Annotated in this window: 16 protein-coding genes; 3 read left to right on the forward strand and 13 right to left on the reverse strand. The window is 57.0% G+C overall.

Going from position 1 to position 17,713, the window contains the following annotated elements:
* Window positions 1–9: 9 nt before the first annotated feature.
* The 3 genes from ACR0JE_RS02545 to ACR0JE_RS02555 form a co-directional block, all read right to left on the reverse strand.
* Window positions 10–522, reverse strand: a complete 513-nt coding sequence (locus ACR0JE_RS02545; protein ID WP_170532422.1) for a TRAP transporter small permease — start codon at window positions 520–522, stop codon at window positions 10–12.
* A gap of 111 nt (window positions 523–633) precedes the next feature.
* Window positions 634–1,779 carry a TRAP transporter substrate-binding protein gene (locus ACR0JE_RS02550; RefSeq protein ID WP_353008037.1) on the reverse strand — a complete coding sequence of 382 codons (1,146 nt, stop codon included), beginning with the start codon at window positions 1,777–1,779 and terminating at the stop codon, window positions 634–636.
* Window positions 1,780–1,803: 24 nt separating this feature from the next.
* A complete protein-coding gene (locus tag ACR0JE_RS02555; RefSeq protein ID WP_480827611.1) occupies window positions 1,804–1,989 on the reverse strand; it encodes a hypothetical protein in 186 nt (61 codons plus the stop codon).
* A 135-nt stretch (window positions 1,990–2,124) separates the two neighbouring features.
* On the opposite strand from ACR0JE_RS02555, the gene ACR0JE_RS02560 reads away from it, so the two are divergent.
* Complete coding sequence (locus tag ACR0JE_RS02560; protein WP_480862750.1) at window positions 2,125–3,144, forward strand: LacI family DNA-binding transcriptional regulator; 1,020 nt, start codon at window positions 2,125–2,127, stop codon at window positions 3,142–3,144.
* On the opposite strand, the gene ACR0JE_RS02565 is transcribed toward ACR0JE_RS02560, so the two are convergent.
* From ACR0JE_RS02565 to ACR0JE_RS02575, 3 genes are all read right to left on the reverse strand, one after another.
* Window positions 3,145–4,032, reverse strand: coding sequence for a sterol desaturase family protein (locus ACR0JE_RS02565; protein ID WP_480827613.1), 888 nt, complete (start codon window positions 4,030–4,032; stop codon window positions 3,145–3,147).
* Window positions 4,033–4,211: 179 nt separating this feature from the next.
* Complete coding sequence (locus tag ACR0JE_RS02570; protein WP_170532415.1) at window positions 4,212–5,183, reverse strand: LysR family transcriptional regulator; 972 nt, start codon at window positions 5,181–5,183, stop codon at window positions 4,212–4,214.
* Window positions 5,184–5,309: 126 nt separating this feature from the next.
* Window positions 5,310–7,745: a GcvT family protein gene (locus ACR0JE_RS02575; protein ID WP_480862752.1), complete on the reverse strand. Its 2,436-nt coding sequence runs from the start codon at window positions 7,743–7,745 to the stop codon at window positions 5,310–5,312.
* Window positions 7,746–7,930: 185 nt separating this feature from the next.
* Between ACR0JE_RS02575 and ACR0JE_RS02580 the strand changes: the two genes are divergently transcribed.
* Window positions 7,931–9,451, forward strand: coding sequence for a trimethylamine methyltransferase family protein (locus ACR0JE_RS02580; RefSeq protein WP_480862754.1), 1,521 nt, complete (start codon window positions 7,931–7,933; stop codon window positions 9,449–9,451).
* Window positions 9,452–9,524: 73 nt separating this feature from the next.
* Window positions 9,525–10,493 (forward strand): agmatinase, encoded by a 969-nt coding sequence (gene speB, locus ACR0JE_RS02585; RefSeq protein WP_480862756.1) that lies wholly within the window; start codon window positions 9,525–9,527, stop codon window positions 10,491–10,493.
* On the opposite strand, the gene ACR0JE_RS02590 is transcribed toward speB, so the two are convergent.
* The 7 genes from ACR0JE_RS02590 to ACR0JE_RS02620 form a co-directional block, all read right to left on the reverse strand.
* Entirely contained in the window at window positions 10,490–11,464 is a 975-nt protein-coding gene (locus ACR0JE_RS02590; RefSeq protein WP_480547803.1) for an arginase family protein, read from the reverse strand. The two genes, speB and ACR0JE_RS02590, sit on opposite strands and share 4 nt — an antisense overlap.
* Before the next feature lie 53 nt (window positions 11,465–11,517).
* Window positions 11,518–13,107 (reverse strand): ABC transporter permease, encoded by a 1,590-nt coding sequence (locus tag ACR0JE_RS02595; protein WP_480540904.1) that lies wholly within the window; start codon window positions 13,105–13,107, stop codon window positions 11,518–11,520.
* A complete protein-coding gene (locus tag ACR0JE_RS02600; RefSeq protein ID WP_353008051.1) occupies window positions 13,100–14,137 on the reverse strand; it encodes a quaternary amine ABC transporter ATP-binding protein in 1,038 nt (345 codons plus the stop codon). Before ACR0JE_RS02600 ends, ACR0JE_RS02595 begins: the two co-directional genes overlap by 8 nt.
* Window positions 14,138–14,221: 84 nt before the next feature.
* Window positions 14,222–15,172: an ABC transporter substrate-binding protein gene (locus ACR0JE_RS02605; RefSeq protein WP_170532402.1), complete on the reverse strand. Its 951-nt coding sequence runs from the start codon at window positions 15,170–15,172 to the stop codon at window positions 14,222–14,224.
* 285 nt (window positions 15,173–15,457) lie between these two features.
* The gene (locus ACR0JE_RS02610; RefSeq protein WP_480540902.1) at window positions 15,458–16,162 is read right to left on the reverse strand and encodes a hypothetical protein; all 705 of its coding nucleotides are present in this window, start codon (window positions 16,160–16,162) and stop codon (window positions 15,458–15,460) included.
* 30 nt (window positions 16,163–16,192) lie between these two features.
* On the reverse strand, window positions 16,193–16,963 hold the full coding sequence (locus ACR0JE_RS02615; RefSeq protein ID WP_480862758.1) for a COG1470 family protein: 771 nt from the start codon (window positions 16,961–16,963) through the stop codon (window positions 16,193–16,195).
* Between the two features lie 9 nt (window positions 16,964–16,972).
* Complete coding sequence (locus tag ACR0JE_RS02620; protein WP_480862760.1) at window positions 16,973–17,530, reverse strand: hypothetical protein; 558 nt, start codon at window positions 17,528–17,530, stop codon at window positions 16,973–16,975.
* Window positions 17,531–17,713 lie beyond the last annotated feature (183 nt).

The following is a 17,713-nucleotide window of genomic DNA, read 5'->3' on the forward strand; positions in this document are numbered from 1 at the left end:
CAGATCTCCTCAGTCAAACAGCTTGTCGCCTTCGAAGACGGGCGTACCGTCACGAAGGGATTTCAGGTCGCGCATCAGGGATTGGATCAGACGCCAGATCATCAGCGCAAATCCGGTTGGCACTGCCATCAGGAACCAGACTTTCGATATACGCAGCCCATCAGTGACCGAGCCGAACTTGGCCGAGACATGCACCGCCTCGTATGACCAATAAAGGGCGATGATCGCCACAACGAACATCACCAGATCGCCGAAGATATACAGTAATGCCTTAGGGCGCGGCCCGAGGTAATGCATGATCACATCGATGCGGATATGCGCGCGTTCCTTCACTGCGGCGGCGGCTCCGATCCATGCGAGGTAGATAAAGGAATACCGGACGATCTCTTCGCCCCAGATCGAGGAATAGGCGAAAATCTCGCGTCTTAGCACCTCGATTGCCATGGTGATGACCAGCATCACGTAGAACACCAGCAACAGCCAACGCTCGGCGTCCCGGTCTATTTTCTGAAGTACAGTCATGTCCGGTTCCAATTCTTGGCAGCACTTCAGAATGCGGTCACGGTAACCGCTTCAATATGCTGCTTATTGTGGAGCAAACGGGTGCGCCACGGCGCACCCGCCTAGATCGCATTAGGCGTCGTGGACGTAGTATTTGCCCTGCGTGCCGGCCGCTTCGACCAGTTTCTCGAAGTTGTCCATCGATCCTGCCAGCTCGGTCTTGAACGGATCCCAGTCAGCATTCTGATAGCCGCCTGCGTCCTGCCATTCGGCCAGCTGATCGTCGCTGAGTGAGTGAAACTGGACGCCCGCCTTGTTCAGCTCGGCCATGGCATAGGCGCGTGCTGAAGGAACCTTGGACAGGTTTTGGTGGCTGGTCATTTCCGAACCCCACATGATGCCTTCCTGCACATCGGCGGGCATCGAGTTGAACCATTCCAGGTTACAGGAATAAACCTGACTGTCTGGAACTGCCTGCGTAAAGGTCACATGGCTGAGTATGTCCTTGAAGCCAAAGACAAACAGCGCGCCCACCGATGGGTCAAGCGCATCCGCCACGCCCTGCTTGATGGCCGAGGGGGTCTCGCCCCAGGCGACAGGCGTCGGGTTGGCACCGACCATTCGGTAGTATTGCTGCAGCATCTTCGAGCCTGGCACGCGGAACTTGATCCCACTCATATCGCCGGGCGTGATCACGGCATCGCCGCCTTGACGCACTGCAACCACGCGAGGATCGATGACGACATAGAACAGCGCCTTAAAGCCCGCAGCCTCGACTTTCGGGTGAACCTCATTCTTCCAGGTGTCAGAGTGTACTAGATTGGTAAAGCGCTGGTTCGAGCCGCAGAGATACGGCATGTTGATCAGGTCAACCGTCGAGGCAAACGGCGCAAAGTTCGACAGCGAATGCTGCGCGGCCTGAATGGTTCCACCCTGCACTTTCTGTACAAGTGAGCCACCTGCGCCCAGCTGACCACCCGGTGCTAGTTTCACATACACCTTGCCGTTGGTTGCGTTCTGGATGTTTTCCTTCAGATCCAGCTGCATGATCGGATAGCTGCGGGACGCGCCCAGCACATAAGCGGTTGCAACGGTCATCACATGATCGGCTGCCTTTTCACGCTCGCTTTCTTCCTTGGCGGTTTGTGCTGCGGCCTCGGATGACCAAAGCACCCCACCAGCGCCCGCAACTAGGGCGGCTGTGAACGCGCCACTTGCGCTCAGTTTCAGGAAATTGCGGCGCTCCGCGGACGCCAGTTCGTTTTTGTCGTTGTGCATTAAGTGCCCTCCCAAGCAGAAAATTCAGCCGCCGCTCTCGGTGTCCCGGTCGGCCTCTTTTTTCAGAATTGCGACAACGAACAGGATCGACGCCGCGAACAGGACCAACATTTCTCCGACATCCCCGAAAACTGCAGCATTTGCGAAGGCCCCCAAGGCAACGTTCGCAAAATAGATGACGAACACGACAATTGAGGCTGCAAGAAACATTTCCGGGACTCCCTGTAGAATCGGCCCATCTTCATTTGTAAGCGCTTACATCACAAATGCAAGCGCTTACATTAGCGCTTCCCCAAGGCCCACGAAGAAGATAAAGTTCAAAGAAATCGAAGCTTGAGTTTGAAAATGTCAAAAACCCGGTCAGCGCCTACCTTGGATGACGTCGCCAGAAAGGCAGGTGTGTCTACGGCCACGGTGTCCCGGTGTTTGAACGACCCAAAGCGCGTGGTCGAGGCGACGCGCGCCCGGGTGATGTCTGCGGTTTCCGAACTGGGCTACACCCCCAATTTTGCAGCACGAGTGATGGCCGCAAAGCGATCCTTCACCATTGGTGCAATCATCCCAACTATGGAAAATGCGATTTTTGCCAGAGGGTTACAGGCCTTTCAGGAAGAGATTCATAACCAAGGCTATACCCTACTGGTGTCCAGCTCTGCCTATCAGCCCGAGGCCGAAGAAGAACAGATCCGCACCCTGGTCGCACGTGGAGCAGACGGGCTGTTGTTGATCGGTCATGACCGCGATCCGCGTATCTTTGACTATCTGGATCGGCAGAAAATCCCGGTGGTTGTGGCTTGGTCTTTTGCCCCGAACCAAAGCACCCCGTCGGTCGGGTTTGACAACTGCCAGGCAATGCAGGCGTTGGCAGAACAGGTGATACAACTTGGCCATACGCGCCTTGCGACGATATCTGCGCTGACGCAGGGCAATGACCGCGCGCGGTTTCGGATTGAAGGGATAAGGGATGCAATGCGGGCAAACGGCCTGCCAGAGACATCGCTGAACGTGATCGAAACGACCTACGAGATCGAAAATGGCGCGGCCGCTTTCGAGCAGCTGATGTCCCTGCCTCAGCGCCCGACCGCCGTTCTTTGCGGCAACGACGTTTTGGCCGTCGGTGCAGTACGTCAGGCAGAAAAGATGGGCATCTCTATACCGGACGAAGTCTCGATCACCGGGTTTGATGACATCGAATTGGCGCGGATCATACGCCCATCGCTGACCACCGTGCATGTCCCCCATCGTGAAATGGGCCGCAAAGCGGCAATCGAGCTGATTGATATGATCGAAACAGGCTCAACCGGCCAATCGCTGCGGTTGGAAACCAATGTGATCAACCGAGAGTCATTGGGCCGGGCCACCTGACTATTTACCCATGATCGACTTGCGGCGTTCCTGCATACGCTCGTTCGCCTCAACCGTGCCGTCATGGAACGATCCGAACCATTTATCCCAAGGTATCTCGAGCGAGCCGTAGTTACATTCAAAATACCGGTGGTGCATTTGGTGGTGGAACGTGCCCAAGGCCAACCGGTTCTTGTCTTTGATCACCAACCCCTGAAAGCCTGTATGCGTCGTCACCGCCGTCAGCGTGTAATATTGCAGGTGAAAGATGATATGCAGCGGGTGCGCTCCGACCACAAAGTGGATCAGGACCGAACCAAGGTAGATCGCATGTTCCGCCGGATGCATCGACAGCCCGGACCACGGCCCCACATTGATGTTCCGGTGGTGGACCGCATGAATGTGTTTGTACAGAAACGGGATGTGGATCAGCCTGTGAATCCAATAGAAATAGAAGCTTTCCCAAAGCGGTATCAGCAGGAAGATCGCCACAAACCAGATCGGATTCGCACCCCATGTCACCAATGGGACATAGCCATTTGCCAACGACCAAAACATCAACACTTCGTAAGCCGACCAGAAAAACACCCCTGACCCTAACGTCCAGAACATATTGTCGCGCACCTGCCCGCCCAGGGTAAATTGCTTACCCTTCAGCATCAAAGGCCGAGGATCATACTTTAGCTGGTCCCCCTGCGCCGAGTATTTGTAGAACCACAAATGCAGCAGCCCCGCGATACAAAAGATCAGAACCAGATTTCGAACATAAATCTGCGCGATCCACCCGATCTCTAGCTGCGCCGCCTCCTCTAAGCTGGGGCTGAGCCACAGATAGCAGGCACAGGAGATTGCAAGGATGATGAGCTTCTCAGAAATCAGAAGCCAGGATCCCCAAACCCAGCGCAGCATAGAAAGTGGTCTGAGCGGCCACCTGAAAAAGGGGGAAACCTGTATCGGAACCTCTGGGATATGGTTCCAGCCTTTCAACTTCGGTTCAGACATCTGCGCCATCCCGCTGCGTATGCGTGTCAGTCTGGCACGAACCAAGCCGTGGACAAAGGGATTGTTCGGTTCTGCACCTGCTCTTGCTACGCGGATTCGAGCGGCAAAACGCGAAAGTCCTGTTCGATCCAGCGATATCTGGTGCAGATTGGGTCACAATAGTTTTGCTTGATCAGTTTGCTCAGCACGCGGTGTATCAGCATCGACGTTGAGGACGGATAGACTTCGGTCGTGAACAAAGAGACGGTGCGCGCAAAGTTTCTGCCGGGAAAGGGCTGCACGTTGATGTTATCGTGAAACCTGCGCGCACGCCGAAAGCTGGCGGCGGTGGTCACGGCCCATCCACTGCCTTCGGCAACCAGACCGGCGATAGACTGGTTGCACTCTAGCTCGAACCTGTTGGGCAGATTGATTTTGCTGCGCGTCAGCTGAATTTCGATCTGCTTTCCGATCGTGTAGTCGCGGGAATACCGCAAGAACGGCAAATCAGCATCCGGTTTCAGAACGTCTTCTACCGTGCCGGAATAGGTCTTGGGCAGGATAACCAGGAACGGATCGCGCAGCAGCGGGTATTCGATCAGCCCGTCCGTGCGACCCGGGGGGCGTGTGGCAACACCAGCGTCCAGCTTATGCTCCTGCAACTTAACAATGATTTCATGGCTCGGACGGGTGAAATGCCGAAAGTTACATCGGGGAAGCGTCTGCGCCAGATAGCGGAACAGTTCCGGCGCGACCTGGTTGTCAAAATCATCAACCAACGCCAATCGCAGAGATGTGGCGTGCAGCCAGTTCCCAGACCGGATTTCCGCCTCACCCCGTTTCAGTACGGTCAGCCCCTCACGCACATATCGCGCGAACACTTCGCCTGCAGGGGTAAGGCCCATCGGGCGGCGCCCGTGATCAACCAGATCGATACCCAGCGCGGTTTCCAGACTGCGCAAATGGTTCGAAACGGTACTGATCGACAACCCCGTTTCAGACGCCGTTTGCTGGATGGATCCAGACTTGGCGATCAACTGGAACACCTCCAGCCAGCGCAAACTTAGCGATTTCGACATCCGCGTGTCTCCTCCCGCTTCACTGTTTCGGAAAAACCGAAACAGAGAATCGCAGAGACAGCAATGCGGAAATTGAATTTGAGGGCAAGAAGACGGCCTAAATAGCCAAATTGCGCAATTTAGTGCCTAGCTCTGCATTCGCTCAAACTGTGAATCATAGGGAGATGGCGCGATGATCATTGCTTCGACTCGCGTTCCACACATGTCGATTTCATGTTTAGTGCCGATGTCGGCACAGTCGGGCTCGACAAAGGCATAGGCCAGGTTCAACCCTGTCCGATGCCCCCACTCGCCCGACGTCACCGTCCCGACCACACGCCCCATTTGCATCACAGAGGCCCCGCCATGTGCGGGCGCTTGGTCGGTTTGCACAGCAAGCGTCGCGAGGCATTTGGACGGCCCCTTTTCGCGCCGCTCTACCAAGGCCTCTCGCCCGATAAAATCACCTTTCTGAGGTTTCACAAACCGGGCCAAACCGGTCTCATAAGGATCGAATTCGGTGATCAAATCCGCTTTCCAATGCAGAAAGCCTTTCTCCATTCGCATCGACTCGACCGCGCGCGCGCCGAACAAGCGCAAATCAAACGCCGCCCCAGCATGCCGCAAGGCTAAGTATGCGGCGTAGAGTGACGAATTGGGAACGTGGATTTCATAGGCAAGCTCGCCGGAAAAACTCAAGTTCAGTACCGTCGCGGGTGCAATACCGACAAAACACTCCCGCACGCTGAGCCATGGAAACGCGTCTGCTGACCAATCACCCCGGGCACATCCGGCCAAGACTGCACGAGCATTGGGGCCTGCCAAAACAAGGATCGTCTGGTCGTTGGTCAGGCTTTTGAGCTGCACATCTTCGCCCGCGCGCAGATGCTGGTTGAGCCAATCCATGTCATGGTATTCGCTGGCCGCCGCCGAGCCGTACCAGACCCGCGCAGGGCCGCGATCACTGGCGGGCAGGTTTACAACCGTCGCCTCGGCTTTGATCATTCCGTGCTGGTTCAGCAAGTATCCCAGCCCCACCCGACCTTCACCCTTCGTCACCGTGCCGCAGAACATGCGGTCCAGAAAAGCATGGCGGTCCGATCCGGTGATCTCGATCCGGTTGAACCCATTCACCTCCGCCAGTCCAACATTGGTTTGTACGTTCTGGACCTCGGATGCGACGATGTCGAAGCTTTCGTCAAAGTCGAAACCGAGGGTCGGTTCGAACTCAGGATGGGGTTTGATATAGTCGACGCGTTCCCACCCATTCACCACAGTGAATTCCGCCCCTTCCGCCGCCAAAACCGGGGTCAAAGGCGTGGTTTTGGCCGGGCGTCCCGCCGGGCGATGTTCGTGTGGAAAATGAAATCGGAATTCGTTTTGATAATCCTCAATTGCTTTAAGCGCCGTAAGCTCGGCATTGGCATGACCGGTGAACCGCCGCGGGTCGAGACACCAGGTGTCATAGCAGGCCTCACCATGCACGATCTGTTGAGCCAACAGCCAGCCGTGCCCGCCCCCCTCGCCCAGGCCAGCGCGTAGGCCGATAATACAGAATGCGTTGCGCTTGCCGGGTATCGGCCCAACCAAAGGCGCGCCGTCTATCGTGTAGGTGATCGGGCCGTTTACGACAGTATGAATCCCAACCTCCATCAGGGCGGGCATCCGGGCAAAGGCCCCTTCCAAAACGTCCGTTACGCGGTCCAGATCATCTGGGCACAAGGCGTTGACGAAATTTGGATCAATCCCGTCCATGCCCCAGGTCTTGCAGTCCTGTTCATAGAACCCGACCAGTAGGCCATTCTTTTCCTGACGGCAGTAGTAATCGCTGATCGGACATCTGAGCAGCGGCATCCGGTGGCCTGCATCGCGAATGGCTGCGATCTCTTCTGTCAGGAAATACTGATGCTCCATCGATGCGACCGGGTGCTGAACCCCCATCATCGCGCCGACTTCGTTCACGCGATAGCCGCAGGCATTCACGACGATGTCGCAGTCGATATCGCCATGTTCTGTCTGCACGGTCCAGGTGTCATCGCTGTGCTGGATTAGCCCTGTCACCGGTGTATTGCGATAGACCTCGGCCCCTGCCTTGCGGGCACGCCGCGCCAGAGCCTGACACAGTTGCGCCGGATCAATATCGCCATCCAGCGGATCCCACAGCCCTCCGGCCAGATTGTCGGTCGAAATCAAAGGATGCCTGCGGGCGCATTCCTCAGCGTCGATCACCTCGAAATGCACGTCCATCCCCCGCGCCATCGAGGCGAAATGGCGATAGCCTTGCATCTGCGCTTCGGTATTGGCCAGCCGAATGCCCCCATCGGCGTGGTGGTAGTTGATCGGATAATCCGGATCGTCAGCCAATTCCTTGTACAAACGGATCGAGTGGGATTTCAGCCCAACCATCGTCTGGTTCATGCCGAAATTCGTCACCTGCGCGGCAGAATGCCATGTGGTGCCCGATGTCAGCTCATTCCGTTCAACCAGAACCACATCGCTCCAGCCTTCCTGCGTCAGATGGTACAAGGTGGAACATCCGGCGATCCCCCCTCCGATCACAACGACCTTTGTGCGTGATTTCATCGCGCGCTCCCTCCTGCGTCTTTCAGATGGTGGCGACAAACCCGGCCTGTCAGCAACGCGGGTTTTGCGAGTTTGAAAAAATCGAAACTATGGTTTTAGATTTCAAAAGGCTGATTTCTGGTTTTGCGGGTAGCCATCTCTGAGTTCTACGGTGACCCCAGACAAGACGGAGGAGCGCCCTGCGCATGGCATCGGACGGAAACAGAAGAAGCGGCCGCAAGGCCCGCCATGCGCAACGAGCCGCCAAGCCCGAGGTTGATCCCTGTGCACCGGGACAGGTCGGCGGGTTCTACAAACCGCTGACCGAAGCTGAGATTTCCCGCGTCTATGATACCGCGCTTCGCCTGTTGGAAACGCTCGGTATGGGTGAAGTTCCGGATCGGCTGTGCAGGGATCTACTATCGGCGGGCGCGTTGGAGGCTGAACAAGACCGCGTTTTGCTTCCGCGCGGCATGGTCGAAAACGCAATCGGCACAGCCGCCAAAACCTTTACCCTACATGGCCGAGACGAAGCACGATCCATCGCAGTCGGTGGCGATCGGGTGTTTTTCGGTACCGGAGGGGCTGCGGTTCAGACGCTGGACCTTGAGAGCGGTGTTTATCGCCCCTCAACCCTTGCCGATCTGCATGATTTCACCCGCCTGCAGGACACGCTTGCAAATGTCAGTTGGTTCACCCGCTGTTGCGTTGCGACAGACGTACCCGATGTTTTGGATCTGGACGTAAACACCGCCTATGCGCTTGTCAAAAACACCACGAAACCCGTCGCAACCTCATTCACCCTGGCCGCGCATGTCGCCCCGATTGTCTCGCTTTTGGACATTGCCGCAGGCGGTCCCGGAGCGTTTTCCGAACGCCCGTTCCTGAAAGCCCATATCAGTCCCGTTATTTCTCCGCTGCGGTATGGCGAAGATGCGGTGGACGTTGTCTATGAATGCGTCCGTCACAACATCCCGATGTCCTGCATTACCGCCGCACAGGCCGGAGCAACCGCGCCTGCGACGCTGGCCGGGTTTCTGGCGCAATCATTGGCAGAAACGCTGGCGAGCCTTGTTATGGTCAACACGATCCAGCCCGGCTTTCCGATGGTGTTCTCGAACTGGCCCTTCATCGTCGATCTGCGGACCGGGGCCTTTGCGGGCGGCAGTGGCGAAACCGCCATCCTGAACGCCGCCTCGGCCCAGATCATCAACTGGCTGGGCCTACCGTCGGGCGTTGCGGCTTCGATGACAGACGCCAAGGCGATTGACGCGCAATATGGGGTTGAGAAGGGCATGACCTCGCTGGCGGCGGCTCTGGCCGGTGGAAACCTGATCTATGAAAGCTCGGGCATGACCGCGTCGCTGTTGGGTGCGAGTTTTGAAGCCTTTGTGCTGGACAACGAAATGCACTCTCATACCTATCGCGCGCTGCGGGGGATCGAAGTGACTGAGGAAAACCTTGGGTTTGACGCGATCTGCCATTCGGTTCTGGGTGATGGTCACTTCCTCGGCAGCTCTCATACCTATGAAGCGATGGAGCGGGATTATTTCTACCCCGCCCTTGCAGACCGAACCGAGCCGCGCACGTGGCAAGAGGACGGTGCAAAGGACGCCTGGACCAATGCCCGCGAGCAGGCCATCGAGACCTTGCAAACACATCACCCCACCTATCTGACGCCCAAGCAGGATGCAGAGATTCGCAAGCGGTTTCGTATTCTCTACTGACCGCAAACTATGGATTGGCGACGCGCCGCCAGCCGGTTAGGGTCGCAGGACGCTAAGGATCACTGGGGGCACCATGGCAGACGCATTTTTCCAACCGGTATCGGCGATGGACCTTGCCCGCTTTGCGGGAGTTCCAACCTTCATGCGCCTGCCGAACCTGACACCCGAGCATGAGCGATACAAAGACGTCGATTTGGCGCTGGTCGGCATCCCATGGGATGGCGGAACCACAAACCGGCCCGGCGCGCGGCATGGTCCCCGGCAATTGCGCGATTATTCCACCATGATCCGCGCCATGAACCCGGTCACCGGCATCAGCCCGTTTTCCTTGGTGAACTGCGCCGATCTGGGCGATGTTGCGCCCAACCCGGTGGACATTGATGACACGCTGGATCGCGTGACCAGCTTCTACGGGCGTCTGGTGTCAGATGGCATCACCCCGCTCACCGCGGGGGGGGATCATCTGACCACCCTGCCCGTCCTGCGGGCTTTGGCAGCGTCCGGCCCGCTGGGTCTGATCCAGTTCGACAGCCATACCGACCTGTTCGACACTTATTTCGGCGGCCACAAATTCACGCACGGCACCCCGTTCCGCCGCGCCGTCGAGGAGGGTCTGGTCGATCCCAAACGCTTTGTGCAGGTCGGCATTCGCGGCACCGCCTACAATACCGAGGACATCGAATGGGGCGAGGCGCAGGGCATTCGCATCATTCGCATTGAAGAACTGTTCGACCGCGGCATCGGCGAAGTGATGACCGAGGTTCGCCAGATTGTCGGCACAGCCCCGACCTATTGCACCTATGACATAGACTTTGTCGACCCGACCTACGCCCCCGGCACAGGTACGCCTGAAATCGGTGGGCCCAACAGCTTTCAGGCGCAGCAGGTCATTCGCCAGATGTCGGGCGTGAACCTAGTGGGCGCTGATCTGGTCGAGGTCGCCCCCCCGTTCGATCCGAACGGAGGCACGGCGTGGCTGGGGATTTCGCTGATGTTCGAACTGCTCTGTGTGCTGGCGCAGGCCGTGGATGCGCGGCGCTAGCTGACGTTTTCGGCAATCATCGAGATCATCTCGAACATCACCGCAGCCGCCGTCAGCGCGGTGATATTGTTCGGGCTGTCCTTGGTGGGCATCATACAGACCACGTCTCCTCCGATAATGTTCAAGCCGCGCGCGGCATGCAGAAGGCCCACAGCCTCATCAATATCGAAACCCTTCTCGCCGGGTTCCAGATTGGATACCGCAGGCGCAACGGTCGGGTCGAGGCAATCCAGATCGAAGGTGATATAGACCGGACGGTCGCCCAGCACTTCGCGCGTTTGCGCCAACACATCAGCAAGACCGCGCTGCCGAAACTCGCGCATTGTCACGATGTTATAGCCGTAGTCATAAGATGGCTGGAGCCAGTCCAGACTGCGCGGATGCCCCCGTAAGCCAATCTGCATGGATCGGCTTGGATCAACCTGCCCTTGATCAGCCAAATACGCGCCCCAATGCGCGGCCGATTTCTTGGCGCCCAGGAAGTGATCCACTTTGGTAAATACATCGGTATGCGCGTCAAAATGCAGAAAGCTCACCGGCTCGCCCCCCGCCAGCTTGCCACAGCCTAGCGCCTGAACAATTCCACCGGTGATCGAATGATCGCCACCAATCGAAACCGGGCGCGCACCTGCTGCATCAATATCTTTGTAGAACTTGGTGATCTGCTCGATACAGGCTTCGTTATCATTGGCTCGCGGAAACGGCACATCGCCCACGTCTGCGATTTTCGCACTGGTCCACGGGTCGATCTGAAACAGCGAATGAACCCTACGCTGTACGGCCGAGACATGGCGCAACGCGCGCGGGCCCAGGTGCTGGTCCCGTTCGGTGGTGCCATTGCCTGTGGAATGGGGCACACCCGCCAGAGCGATATCCTGACCTTCAGGGCCAATATTGGGGCAGCGAAACAGTGTTGGCACGCCCCACCAATACAGGTTGTCCATCATGGACTGTTCGTAACGATCCACCATTTCGCTCTCCCTCACAGAAAAACGCCCCCGGCGGGAACCGGGGGCGCGCATGTTCAGATTTTTTCGTCTTCTCGCCGGAAGGCCCCCTGTACGATCCGGTCGATGACCATGGCACAGAACAGGATGGCAAAGCCGCCCAACAGACCCGGACCCTTGGCGGCGTATTGCAGTGCCTCAAGGATTTCCTTGCCCAGACCTCCGCCACCGATCAGCGAGATGATCACGACCATCGACAGGCACATCAGAATGGTTTGGTTTACCCCTGTCATGATCGAGGGCAAGGCCAGCGGAATTTCCACATCCTTCAGCAACTGCCATTTCGAGGCACCAAAGGCGACTGCAGCCTCTTTGATACTGTCCGGCACTCCGCGCATCCCCAGCGCCGTCAGGCGGATCACGGGGGGCATACCAAAGATGATCGTGGCCAGAATGCCCGGCGGATTGCCCGTGCCGAAGAAAGCGATAATCGGGATCAGGTAGACGAAAGCGGGCAGTGTCTGCATCAGGTCCAACACCGGCTCAGCTGCGCGATAGGCGCGCTTCGACTTGCCGAACCAAATGCCCAGTGGAATGCCGAACACGACACACAGGATCACCGCTGCACCCACCAGCGCAACCGTCTCCATCGCTACATCCCAGTATCCCAGCAGTGCGATATACGCCAACGACGCCGCGGTGAAGATCGCGACCCGAGGACCAGCCGCGCGCCACGCGGTCACGCAAATGACCAGCATGACCACCGGCCAAGGTGATCCGATCAGCGCAATGGTCAGCGCATCCAGAACCGAACGGACACCTGCAACGATCCCGTCAAACACATCGCCCCCAGCGGCGGCAGCAGCATCGATCCGCGCCTCCATCCAGTTGGCAAGCGCTGAGAACAAGGTGCCTCCGCCCTCACCCAAGAACACAGCGGACACTTCCTGTTCTGGGAAGGCATCAAGCAATGGCAGCGATGCATTTACAGTGAACTTGTAAACGATCAGCGGGCCGATCGCGGCAATTAGGATCGCCCCCATTATGATGTTTCGGGTCGAACGTCCGCTTTCAACGCTGTCCGGATTGATCCGCCAGTTGGAATACTGCTTCTCGTAAATACGGTCGGCATAGAACCCCTGAACCACCTTGAAGACAAGCAGCATCAGAAGTCCGGTCAACAGGATACCCGTCGCTTCAGACTGCGCAGCAAGCGCGCGTTCAAGGCTGGTGTCTGCCGCTTTCTGGATGTTCTCAGCCAATTTGGTGAAACGATCGATATCAGCCTGCGCGGTCGCTTCAGCGGCCCGACCAAGCAACTCGTCCGCGCGTTCCTGCTGGCGCGCGGCCCGGTCGGCGAAATCCGCGCCGGGATTGCCCCAGGCACCGCGTCCGATCTGAACCCAGGCGATGATCTCAAGGATCAGAAAGGTCCAGAACATACCCCAGATGGCCCGCGAGGCCGACCAGAACGGCCCTAGAACGGCAGCCCAAAGGTTGAACGTATTCGGGACCGGGCTGGTTGCGTCGTGGATCTTGTGAAACGCATTGACGTAATAGTCGCCGTTCGGCCCTGCGAACTCGTGGATCGATTGATCCAGCGTCTCGCGGTCGACTTCGATATCCGAGGCGGCGGTGACTTTCATTTCCATGGCTGTATCAGTCATTTTTGCCCCCCTGAATTCCGCGCAGCAGACGCGGTTTGGTTACGACACCCACGTCTGCACCTGCATCCGTGATGACCACTGGCATCTCGGTGTTGACGGCCAAATCAATCAGTTGATCGAGATCTGCGCCCTCATCCGCGCGGGGCGCACCATCCAGCGACCCCGAATAGCTAGCGACCGGCTCCATGATTGAATGTGCCTTGACCAGTTTCAGTTTTGAGATGCCTTGCACGAACTCGCGCACATAGTCGTCGGCCGGGTTCATCACGATGTCTTCGGGTGTGCCGATCTGAACGATGACACCATCCTTCATGATGGCGATCCTGTGTCCGATGCGAATGGCCTCGTCCAGGTCATGCGTGATGAACAGCGTTGTCTTCTTCAACTGCGCCACAAGCGCCTTGAACTGATCTTGCAACTGCAAACGGATCAACGGGTCGAGGGCCGAGAACGGTTCATCCATCAGTAGAATTTCAGGGTCTGAGGCAAGCGCGCGTGCAATCCCAACACGCTGTTGCATCCCGCCTGACAATTCTTTCGGCAGGCGGTCCTCATACCCAGTAAGATCCACAAGGCCCAGCGCGTGATCGGATACCGCCCAGCGCTTGGATTTTGAGACTTTGCGGATTTCCAGCGGATAGGCGACGTTGTCGCGTACCGACCGGTGCGGCATCAGCGCCATGTGTTGAAACACCATCCCGATTTGTTGTGCCCTGATGCGGCGCAATTCGTTCTCGGAAATGGCGGAAACATCCTTACCCAGAATTTCGATCTTGCCCGCCGTGGGCTCGATCAGGCGATTCACATGCCGGACCAGAGTGGATTTGCCTGAGCCAGACAGACCCATGATACAAAATATCTCACCGCGCGAGACTTCGAAGCTGGCATCTTGCACACCAACCACGCAGCCATATTGTTCCAGAACCTGAGCCTTGGTCAGCCCTTCTTTCAGAACGGCATCCATGGCCTCGGCAGCGCGATTGCCGAAGATTTTCCAGACATTTTCAAGTTTTACGACAGATTCGTCCATTTGCCCCCCATGAAGGCGTCGTTGCGCCAGGCAGATAGGAAACGGGCCGCTGCGATTTTTCGCAACGGCCCGGATATGTGTGGCTTAGTTGGTCAACCAGCCGATCACGGTGTCCTCGTTGTCTGAAACCCATTGGCGCGCGAAATCCGCGGCCTCGACGTTGTCTACGGCCAGAGCCTTGCCCATCGCGCTCAGGTCATCGCCCTGCATCTGGTAGTTGGCAAACAGAGCCGCAACTTCGGGATAAGCTTCTTCCAGTTCCTTGGCATAGTGCAGGTGCAGGGTCGCACCATTCCAAGCCGAGGACGCCTCGGACTTAGCCAGCCAATCGGGATCATCCGTGGGCTGCACGATGGTCCAGGTTGCCGGATCATGCGGCGGCTCTTCCAGAACGGTCAGCTCTTGCGTCACAAAGATATAGTGCGGGCTGTAGCAGAAGCCGATCCAGGGATCGCCCGCCTTAGTGGCGTTGGCCAAGTTGGCATAGGCGATGGTCTCTTCATACTCAGTCAAGTCGAAGATCTGATCATAGCCATACGATTTTGCACGAATTTTCTCGACCACGGTTGAGGCCCAGCCAGGCGCACCAATCCACACTTCTGGGGTTCCGTTCCCATCAGTGTCAAAAATGGCCATTTTGTCCGGATCGCTCAGATCATCGATTGATTTGATGTCATGCTGTTCGGCAATATAGGTCGGGACACACATGCCTTGTTCGGCCTGAACCGGGTTTTGGTTCATAACGACCGTGCCGTTATCTTTTACGTAAGTGTCATGCAGGTTTTGCTGGTTTGGCATCCAAACCTCGGGGTGGACATGCATGGACCCACTGTCCATCGCCTCAAACACGATCGGGTTCGTTCCATTCTGAAGCTCGACATCCAGCCCCAGGTTTTCTTCGATCACAACCTCAAGGATATGCGCCGTTGCGTTGACCGAGGCCCAGTTTGGAACGCCGATCACAATGTCGGCCGCAAATGCGGGCAAAGCGACCACTGCAGATGCGCCACCCAGTAGCATCGAAAATTTGTTCATCAGGTCTCTCCATGTTGGACATGTAGCGCGCAGTCTTCCGGTGCGTTCCGGCGCGCGCGCTTATTCTATTGACAACATGTGCGTTCTCAGATTGTTAGCGTTTGATTGTGAGCAAAACACATGCTCCAAAAGACAAACATGCGAAGCTATCGCGCTTCAAGGTCGACATAGCCGGAATCGGTAAGATTCTACTTTATCCAAACAGACCTATGATTTTTCCGAAATACATGTAGGACTTCGCCCGACGAACGGGCAAGGCACCTATTCGGTGCCAGCAATACCCGCCTAGCAGCACCCGCACTTGCATGCAGCGACATAGCTGTCGCAGTGGTTCGGCAAGACAGCAACAGCAACCAAAACAGGGCGCGAGATACAGCCATCCGCACTGACCCGGGCATATGCCACCTCGCATCGATCGACATCCAGATGTCTTTCCTTGTTCTTGTCGCCTCGCCCCGCCGCCGCGGATCCAGAGCCACCGTTTTTATGGAAGGCAGCGCAATCGACATTGACCACCAACTGCACCACGTTTTCTTCGCAGGGGCCCAATTCGAACTTTGTGTCAGACAGGGCGGCCGTCCACCCCAAATCGTGCCCACTGGCGGTGGTGAAACTGCTTAGCGATAGCGTCACCTCGCGCGTGCGGCGTGTATCATTGGCGAAAGTCAGAGAAATCACCCGGCGTTCCGAACAGCGGGCTTCGATCAGCACATCACCCTCACAGATGCAGCAATCACAACAACTGTCATAAGATTTGGTATCGCAGTCGCAGCCGCAATCTTCTTCCTTGCAAGCGCCCGAATACCTTCCATCTGGCACGCGGTAGACCCCCTGAGTATAGGCCTGCAATTGAACATAGCCTTCCCGCAGATTGCCCAGATAGTCATCCAAATCCATCATCCGCATGCCGCGAGTCTGATAGCAGTACCCGTAGAAGACTTCGGGCTTTTTATCGTACCCGCCAGAATGTCGTGTGATTGTCCTTTGCATGGTCTTGTCTCCTTATTCCTGGCGCTGCGTTCAAACCGCCAAGATATGTACTGTCACGGTTTCAGACGAAACCCGGATCATCGCCGTGGCATCGACGCCTTTTGGAATGGTGCCCGGTATCGTGAATTCCCATGTTTGCGACACAGTCCCGCCCGCGCCAACGGTCACAGCATCGTTCTTGACCTTCAGCGGCGTGAAACTTTCCAACTCGGCATCATAGCTCTGCGACATCGCGCGCATCACGTCGTCCAATGTCCGGTCCGTATCGCGCAGCTTCTTGAGCATCTCGCGCTGCGCCCGACAATGCAGCAGGTCCAGATCCAATTGGATCGCGCCGATTGCGGGGACATCGATCGGAACGTTGCCGTGATTTCGGAACACCATCAGTTTTTTGATCTTGGCCCCCGGCTTGCCGACCAGAAACACCTCATCCGGTGTGATTTCGAAATCGACAACCTCGGTGACGATCACCTCGACTGGATGGTCTGTGCCATCAACCGGCAGGGACATCTTATAGACCCCCGGCGGGGTTGATGGGTTAAGCGCTGCAGTGACCGGAACAGTTTTGCTAGCACCTGCACGCAGTTTGACCCGTGGCAAATCTGCTGAGAGCAGTGGCTGGGCCCTCGCGCCTCGCGTCTTGGGCTTAACCTCTATCAGCTTCAAATCCCGCAGGGCTTTGCGTTCGGCACCTGTATTCGCCAGAGCTAAGGTACCATGCAGCGCGCTGGGTGCGCCTACCAAAACAAGCGGCTCTAGAAGTGAGACATCTGGGGTCTTTTTCTTTGCAGCCGTCGCCATCTTGCATCCCTATTTGATGTGGATTTTCACGCCGCCCGAAGATGGGTTCGGTTTGGCCGCAGCTGCGCCACCCGAAGGGGCCGCGCTTTGCGCCGGCAGTTGTACCGAGGGGCGGAAGGGCAATTCTTCGTAGACCTGTTTGCTTTCGCCGCTATAGGTCACGCCGTAGTACTCGACGCCCATATAGGTCACGCCGATATGGTGATGATAGGGCTGCCGGATGATGCCGGTCGGCAGTTTGCCGTAGTTGACGGTCGTGCACAGATCCAAAGCTACGGGTTTCAGATCAACCGATAGCGGCTTGATCTCAAGCGTCAGGTCTGTGGTGTTTTCACTGACAATCGGTTCCGAAATCTTCAGGTCCTGAACGCTTTCGGTTTTGATCGGATCGCCACCTTCCAGCTTCGTCTCGGTCTGAATCGGGCGTTGCCCCCCGTTTAGCGTAACACCGATATCGTCCAAACCATTGATTGTGACATCCGCGTCGGTGTCAGAGTCGATGTTAATAGGCCCGTTGTTGACGTTTACGGTGCTTCTGCCACCGCCACCTTTGCCGCCGCCTGGCATAGTCACCTCCAAATCCATTCTGGTGCGGGCTGCACCTGAGTAAGCGTTTGGCACGAAAACTGTGCAAAAAGTATCGCTAGGGTAGCATATTTTACCCGCCAATTCACGCCAGAACCTGGGTGGAACAGGGCGGGCCACGCCAAAACGCTGATTTCATGCTATGATTGGGCCAGATCAGTGGTT

The sequence above is a fragment of the Ruegeria sp. H3 genome (assembly GCF_056533095.1).